The organism is Rhizobium sp. SEMIA 4085 (assembly GCF_013004495.1).
Lineage (GTDB): Bacteria > Pseudomonadota > Alphaproteobacteria > Rhizobiales > Rhizobiaceae > Rhizobium > Rhizobium gallicum.
Genome location: NZ_JABEPH010000338.1, coordinates 1 through 6,684, shown reverse-complemented (window position 1 = coordinate 6,684; position 6,684 = coordinate 1). Strand labels below are relative to the sequence as shown.

7 protein-coding genes are annotated in these 6,684 nt (G+C 60.7%); 1 reads left to right on the top strand and 6 read right to left on the bottom strand.

From position 1 onward, the window contains the following. The 5 genes from C9413_RS25625 to C9413_RS25605 all read right to left on the bottom strand — a co-directional run. A partial coding sequence (locus C9413_RS25625; protein WP_170251071.1) for an FAD-dependent oxidoreductase occupies positions 1 to 255 on the bottom strand: 255 nt, incomplete at its 3' end. 102 nt (positions 256 to 357) lie between these two features. Then, entirely contained in the window at positions 358 to 933 is a 576-nt protein-coding gene (locus C9413_RS25620) for a dual specificity protein phosphatase family protein (RefSeq protein WP_039844744.1), read from the bottom strand. A 425-nt stretch (positions 934 to 1,358) separates the two neighbouring features. Further along, entirely contained in the window at positions 1,359 to 1,709 is a 351-nt protein-coding gene (locus C9413_RS25615; protein ID WP_039844745.1) for an Atu4866 domain-containing protein, read from the bottom strand. A 135-nt stretch (positions 1,710 to 1,844) separates the two neighbouring features. Beyond that, positions 1,845 to 2,396 (bottom strand): nuclear transport factor 2 family protein, encoded by a 552-nt coding sequence (locus C9413_RS25610; RefSeq protein WP_039844746.1) that lies wholly within the window; start codon positions 2,394 to 2,396, stop codon positions 1,845 to 1,847. Positions 2,397 to 2,486: 90 nt separating this feature from the next. After that, positions 2,487 to 3,452 (bottom strand): aldo/keto reductase, encoded by a 966-nt coding sequence (locus C9413_RS25605; protein ID WP_348648802.1) that lies wholly within the window; start codon positions 3,450 to 3,452, stop codon positions 2,487 to 2,489. 191 nt (positions 3,453 to 3,643) lie between these two features. Here C9413_RS25605 and C9413_RS25600 point away from each other — a divergent pair, with 191 nt between their 5' ends. Then, positions 3,644 to 4,567 (top strand): LysR family transcriptional regulator, encoded by a 924-nt coding sequence (locus C9413_RS25600; RefSeq protein WP_039844748.1) that lies wholly within the window; start codon positions 3,644 to 3,646, stop codon positions 4,565 to 4,567. A 121-nt stretch (positions 4,568 to 4,688) separates the two neighbouring features. Here C9413_RS25600 and C9413_RS25595 read toward each other — a convergent pair whose 3' ends face one another. After that, entirely contained in the window at positions 4,689 to 6,143 is a 1,455-nt protein-coding gene (locus tag C9413_RS25595; RefSeq protein ID WP_082046508.1) for a PAS domain S-box protein, read from the bottom strand. Positions 6,144 to 6,684 lie beyond the last annotated feature (541 nt).

Here is a 6,684-nt window from a genome sequence, read left to right as displayed (position 1 = left end):
GCGCAGATCGTCGGCACTGATCTCTTCCTTGACGCGATAGGCACGTCCGTAGAAGCCGCGCTCGCGCCAGCCGGAGAGATTGAGAGCCGTCTCCCGCAGCGTCTTGGGAGGGATGGTGCCCGTATGAACCGAAACACCGCCGACACGCTTGCCCTGTTCGATGACCAGGACCTTCTTGCCGAGCTTCGCAGCCTGGATGGCGCCTCGGCGTCCTGCCGGACCGCTGCCCACAACAACAAGATCGTACTGAAACATGGCTCGGCCCCGGAATTGGAATTTGGAATCATATATTGCGATGCAAAATGTCGCTCATCCGCGGGTAGCTGGTCAATGTTACAGATTGACTTTCGGCTGATGTCAGGAATTGCCGAAAACGAAGGTCTCCAATTTCTCGAACGTGCGATCCATCGCGAAAGCGCGGCTGAACGGGAAGGGCAGGTGCCCGTAGAGAAGCGACAACTGGCCCTCGGCAGCCTCTTCGTCCTTGCCGGCGACGGCGGCCAGATAGAGAGCTGAGGCAAGCCCGGTGCGATCGGCACCGGCGCGGCAATGGATCAGCAGCGGTTTCGGCGCGTCGCGCATGATGGCGATGAGGTCCTTGGCCCTTTCCGAGCTCAGTTCCCTTCCGGCGGACATTTTGAAGTTGATATGGACGATGTTCAATGCTTTCGCCTGCTGAACCTCGTCGGCGTACCATTTGGAGCTGTCGGCTTTACCCCTGAGGTTGAGGATCGTCTTGATGCCATACTGTTTTTCAAGCTCTGTGATTGATTGGGCGGACGGCTGCGACGAACGGTAGACTTCGCCGGCAACGACCGTTGCGAAATTGTCCGTTGCCTGCAGATAAAGGAAATAACCGCCTGCGGTGAGCAGGAATAGGCAAAAAAGCCTTAGCGCCGCCTTCCCGTAGCGTGGCAAGAATTTTGTCGTCATCGAATGCCTCTGCCTCGGAACGCTACCTGCGAGGCAGCATGCGCTCTTTGCGATCCGAAGCTGACAGACACCTGAATGGTGGCGCTTTTAAGCGTCTGCCCTCGCTTGGCGGCAGGCCAGTCCTTGCCGATAATGATGCGGTCGTGGATATACAAGGACTTCTGCTGGGATTGACTGCTGTTCGGCCAATCTTTTTGACCTTGTCAAGGATGGCCGCGACAACGTGCGCCCGGCTGTTCGCACGCGAGGCGAAGAAGGTTAGGTCACGCGCTGCCGCGCTCTTCAGACTTCAATCAGTTCCCTCGCACCAAAAAGGGTGCAGGACGATGGAACCTGCAACCGCCGCAGCATCGCCGATGTGAAAGGAAGACGCGCTTCGACCGCGGCGCGGAAGATCGTACCAAAAGCAGATCGGCGCTGCGCCACTATTCTTTCGAGATGCAGGGGTCTGCGATACGATCCGTAAGGCGGCGCAAAACCATACCGCCGTGGTGCAAGGTATTTGCGTCGACGAAGTCGCCATCGGCGGTGAAGCCGGTGTCGTCCCAATATTCGATATGTGTGCCGGTCACTGCGTAACGCCCCTCATAGGCGCGTTCGCGTTTACCGCGTGCCTCTACATAACGCCCGCTCGGCAGGAGTTCGTGGCGGACATGGCCGTCGTCGGTCACCCACATGCCGGTATAGGAATGGCTAGCCTGCAATTTGGATTCCCCGGCTTGTACCGATTCACTCAAGAGTGTTGCGCTCAACACGATTGCAAATGCATGCCGCATGATCGGGCTCCTAAACATTTATTGTATATCTTGGCTGCCAGAGCCGAATTAGGTTTCTGCATGGGTCTGAGGTCCGGCTGTCTTGGCGCCTGCCGACGCGTGACGCCGACCCACAGGCGAACGCATGACTGCCGGCTATTGCGCACGCGGCTCGTTGTTCTCGACAACCTGCTGATAGGCGACGAGATCCAAAAAGGCCTCGGCCTCGACGACAGAGCCGTCCTTCATCCGAAATATCCAAACGAACTGGTTGCGATAAGGTGTTCCCGAGGTTGTCGTGGCCGTGCCGTCGAAGCGGATGAAGACCATGTCTCCATCGGCCATGATGTCATGCACCTCCGGCAACACAGGGGTCGTGAGACGGCTGACCAGGGGGGCAGAGGCCCGCTCGACGAAATCCCGGAGACTGCGGTAGGTGCCGGCTACGGGGCCGGAGCCATGGATTGTCCAGACGACGTCGGGCGCGAGAAGCTCTGCAAAGACGTTACCGCCTGCACGCCATTTCTCAAACGCCCTGCGCACGATGGCCTTGTTCTGCGTCTCGATACTGGTCTCCTGGATCCCGACACGGGCGTCCGGCGCGCTGGTCTCGGCGTGCGCCGGTCCGATGGTGGCCACGAATGCTGACGCGACCAGCAGTTTGCAGCCTGCGGCGGTGAGGCGATCGGTCAATGAGGAAAAGGTCATGGTATCATTCCATTCTTGGGTTGCTGAAGGGCGAGGAAGGCCGCTGTTTGGGCAACCGCCTTCACGCATGTTGGTATTCTTCGTCTGAGTTCAGATGCGGCGAGCCACGGAAGCACCGCCGAAGATGAGTTGCTGAACCAATGGGCGATCTACGAAACGGGCAGGGAATATCGGATCCGGGTCGCTTACCCGGTTCAGGCGATCGAGGTGCTCTGGCGACAGCGCCACGTCCAGAGCGCCCAGATTTTCCTCCGCCTGGGCGATGGTGCGGGCGCCCATGATGGGAGACACGACCGTGGGATTGGCCAGGGTCCATGCAAGCGCTACCCGAGACGGTGTCGAGCCCATTTCCTGAGCAACGGTGCGAACCTCGTGCGCGATCTCGATTGAGCGCTCGTTGAGATGCCCCGACGAGGCGATGACGCCCTTGCGGCTGGGAGAGACGGCTGCTTCCCGTGATTCCTGAACGTCGTTACGGGAGTATTTACCGGCCAGCACGCCGCCGCCCAGCGGCGACCACGGAAGCACGCCGAGTCCCAAAGCTGCGGCCATCGGCATGAGCTCATGCTCGACGGTTCGTTCCACGAGACTGTATTCGATCTGGAGCGCGACGAAGGGGGACCATCCGCGCATGTCGGCGAGCGTCTGCATTTCGGCGATCCGCCATGCCGGCGTATTGCAGATGCCGACATAGAGAATCTTTCCCGACCGAACGAGATCGTCGAGGGCGCGCATCACCTCGTCTGGCTGGGTCGTCATGTCCCATCCGTGCAGATAGAAGAGATCGATGCGATCAGTGCCAAGCTGCCTGAGGCTCTGCTCGACCGATCGCATCATGTTGAGGCGATGATTGCCGCCCGAATTGGGGTTGCCAGGCTCGCGGGCCATCGTGAACTTCGTCGCGATGACGAGCCGCTCACGCTTGTCGCCGACGAATTCCCCGAGAAAGCGTTCGGCGGCGCCGTTGGTGTAGTTCACCGAGGTATCGATGAAATTGCCGCCCCGATCGACATAGAGATCGAAGATGGGCGGGCTTCGACACCGTCGGCGCCCCAACCCCAATCCGACCCGAAAGTCATGGTGCCCAGGCTTATGGGCGAAACACGCAATCCTGAGCGTCCTAGCAGCTTGTAGTTCTCGAGCATCATCTTGGTTAGCCATCTCCGATTGACCGAGCCAAAAGTAGCAGTTCTAGAGGGGCAGACAACTTGCCCAATCGTGACCACGCTGGTAAGTTGGGCTAACCAATGGCTATGGACCTGAATGGCATCTCTGTTTTTCTCGCCGTCGCAGAGGCACGAAGCTTCCGCGCGGCCGCCGAGCACTTAGGTGTCACGCGGCCGGCTGTGAGCCAGACGATCCGTCGCCTCGAGGATCGGCTTGGCGTCGCGCTCGTTCAGCGAACAACCCGAAGCGTCAGCCTGACAGAGGCTGGCGAACAGCTTTACCAGCGCGTGGCGCCAGCCATTGCGGAGGTCGCCCTGGCCCTGAACGCCACCGCGGATCGAGACATCGCTCCGAGCGGCCTTTTGCGGCTGGCAGTGTCCTCGATCGCAGAACGGTTCATCTCAGGACCGCTGCTGTCGAGCTTTGCGGACGCCTATCCTGCCGTTCAGATCGATCTGACCGTCACGGACGAAGAATTCGACATTGTGGCGAAGGGATATGACGCGGGGGTGCGGCTTGGCGAAGTGATAGACCAGGATATGATCGCTATCCCGGTGTCCGGCGAGCAACGTCAAAGCGCGGTTGCCGCGCCTTCCTATATCGAGCGCTTCGGGAAGCCGTCCCACCCCTCGGAACTGGCCCAGCATCGCTGTATTGGCTGGCGTCCCGCACCGCGCACCGCGCCTTACCGCTGGGAGTTTGCCGAAAATGGACGTGAGTTCGACGTGGCGGTCAATCCTCAGATCACCACCAATGATATGTGGCTAATGATCCGCACGGCCTGCGCGGGGGGAGGCATAACGTTTGGCATGGAGGAGACATTCAGACCGTTCGTCTCATCCGGCAAACTGGTGCCTCTCCTCCAAGAGTATTGCCCGCCGTTCGCGGGTTTTTTCCTCTATTTTCCCAATCGGCGGAATCTCGCCCCGAAGCTACGCGCCTTGGTTGAGCATGTAAGGCGGTGGCGACAGCGCCGAGGGTCTGCGGGTTCGAGTGAACCTTAGCGATCGGATGTCGCGTCGATGCCAGGAGCGAGCGGAAGCCATGCTGTGGTGCTTCGGGCAAGGCTGAAGGACCCCGGCTCGGGCTCGCCCAAGTCGGCCGAGATCGTTGCGCGGCCTGTCGTCAGGCTTGCAGGCGATCGCGCGGGACTGATAACCGAATGACGAGGCCTTCCGGCTTCCAGTCTCGCTGGATTTCGCCGCCGAGCTGGCTACGGACTGTGGCGCGGCCGAGAGTCGTGCCGAAGCCGTCCCCGTCAGCGGCCTGCATTACGGGCGGGCCGTCTCGCTCGGTCCAGGTGAGGACGAAGGTGTCGCCTTCCTCTTCGCAGGCGATTTCGACGCAACCCTTGTCGGTCGACAGCGCCCCATATTTCGCGGCATTGGTCGCAAACTCGTGCAGCAGGAGCGCGAAGCTCGTCAGAGACCCCCCGGAGATCGTCGCGTCGGGGCCACTTACCACCGCATGCGGTGCGGTTGCGTCCGCGCCGCGATCATATGGCGCAAGGATCGTTCGCAACAGGGTATGGAGCGTGGTCGCCTGCTCGATGCGGTCCGACGCCTGGGACGTCTGCGCCACCGTCAAGGCGTGAGCCTGGGCGAGTGCTCCCAACCTTTGAGACACTGCTGTGGCGAGCTCGCGCGGTGTCGTCGCCCTTTTCGCGCTCAGCGACACGACGCTGCTCGCCAGCGCAAAAAGGTTCTTGACGCGGTGATCCATCTCTCGGAGGAGAAGGTGCTGCTGCTCTTCGGCGCGCCTGCGATCGGTGATGTCACGCGCGATCTTGGATGCGCCGATCACTTGGCCTGCGCGATTTCGGATTGGCGACACCGACAAGGATATCTCGACAAGGCTCCCGTCCTTGCGCCGGCGGATGGTCTCGTAGTGGTCGATCTTTTCGCCCCGTCGAAGCCGGGCGAGGATATTGGGCTCCTCATCGGCTCGATCCAGCGGGATGAGCATGGTGACCGAGCGGCCGATGGCTTCTTCGGCGGTATAGCCGAAAAGCCGCTCGGCGCCGCGGTTCCAGTCGGTGATTGTGCCGTTGAGATCCTTTGCCAGGATGGCGTCGTCGGATGATTCCACTATAGCTGCGACCCGCTGCGCGGCTTCGTCGGCGACAGCAGCGTCCGATTGATCGACGAGCATGTTGACCGCACCGATCAGCGTGCCCTCGGCGTCGAAGATCGGTGTAGGAAAGGCCCGGAACAGGACCCGGCGGCCGTCCGGTCGCTCGGCAAATGCTTCGAGCCCTCGCACCGGGCGCTTTTCGCGCAGCGCCATGGCCATAGGGCATTCGTCATGTGGCAGAGGCGTGCCGTCCGGCCAATATAGCTTCCAGGAGCCGCAGAATTCGCTCTTCCCGAGCTCCGGCCTCACTCCCCACAGCTCGGCGGCCGCCTCGTTGTAAAAGGTTATGAGCCCTGACGCATCGGTCGTATAGACGGCTTCCGGTAGAGCCTGAAGGATGTGCTCGATCGCCATGTTCGCGGGGATCGCGACGACAGCTGAGTGCGGTTCCGCCTCGTGACGGGACCTAGTGAAGGGCGTCTCACTCTGGCTCAGGGGCTTGTTCATGCGATACTCCTTGCAGACTTCGTGACCATCACATTGCTTTGGGCTCTTCCCCGGATGTCCGCACGATCTGGCCGCTGGTGCGGCTGAAGGTAAAGGCTCGTAGGCGAAGGCCCAACCTACCGAATGCAGCGGCGGATAGGGCCCGTCGTCACAACAGCAGTGTGGATTTGACGATACTAGCGGAAATCCCGCGTCTTCACTAATCGTGTCCGGATGCAGGTGGGAATTTATCCCGAGCCCGATACTATGCCGAGCCCATTCCCTAAAGCCCGAGCTTTCCGGTAGTCCAGCATTGAAAGCTCGGCATAATTTGAACGCGTTGGAAGACCGGGTTCGGCCCGTTGCGGCCATTGGTAGTCGCAAAGCTCGGTCGTGAAACCCCGACTTTCGCGACTGAGTTATGCGACAGGAATTCTTGTGAAAATTTAGCCCCGGCGATTTTGTCGCAAGACTTGGGATTTCTGCGACACGGCATTGCCCAATGTGGAGACGACGCCGACAATCAGTGCGACGATGCCGCTGGCCTCGCGCAGTGTGGGCC

What these genes read in the sequence shown, in the direction of transcription:
- C9413_RS25620 (WP_039844744.1), bottom strand. Translation starts at nt 933, where the DNA reads ATGACGACAAAATTCTTGCCACGCTACGGGAAGGCGGCGCTAAGGCTT.
- C9413_RS25615 (WP_039844745.1), bottom strand. Translation starts at nt 1,709, where the DNA reads ATGCGGCATGCATTTGCAATCGTGTTGAGCGCAACACTCTTGAGTGAA.
- C9413_RS25610 (WP_039844746.1), bottom strand. Translation starts at nt 2,396, where the DNA reads ATGACCTTTTCCTCATTGACCGATCGCCTCACCGCCGCAGGCTGCAAA.
- C9413_RS25600 (WP_039844748.1), top strand. Translation starts at nt 3,644, where the DNA reads ATGGCTATGGACCTGAATGGCATCTCTGTTTTTCTCGCCGTCGCAGAG.
- C9413_RS25595 (WP_082046508.1), bottom strand. Translation starts at nt 6,143, where the DNA reads ATGAACAAGCCCCTGAGCCAGAGTGAGACGCCCTTCACTAGGTCCCGT.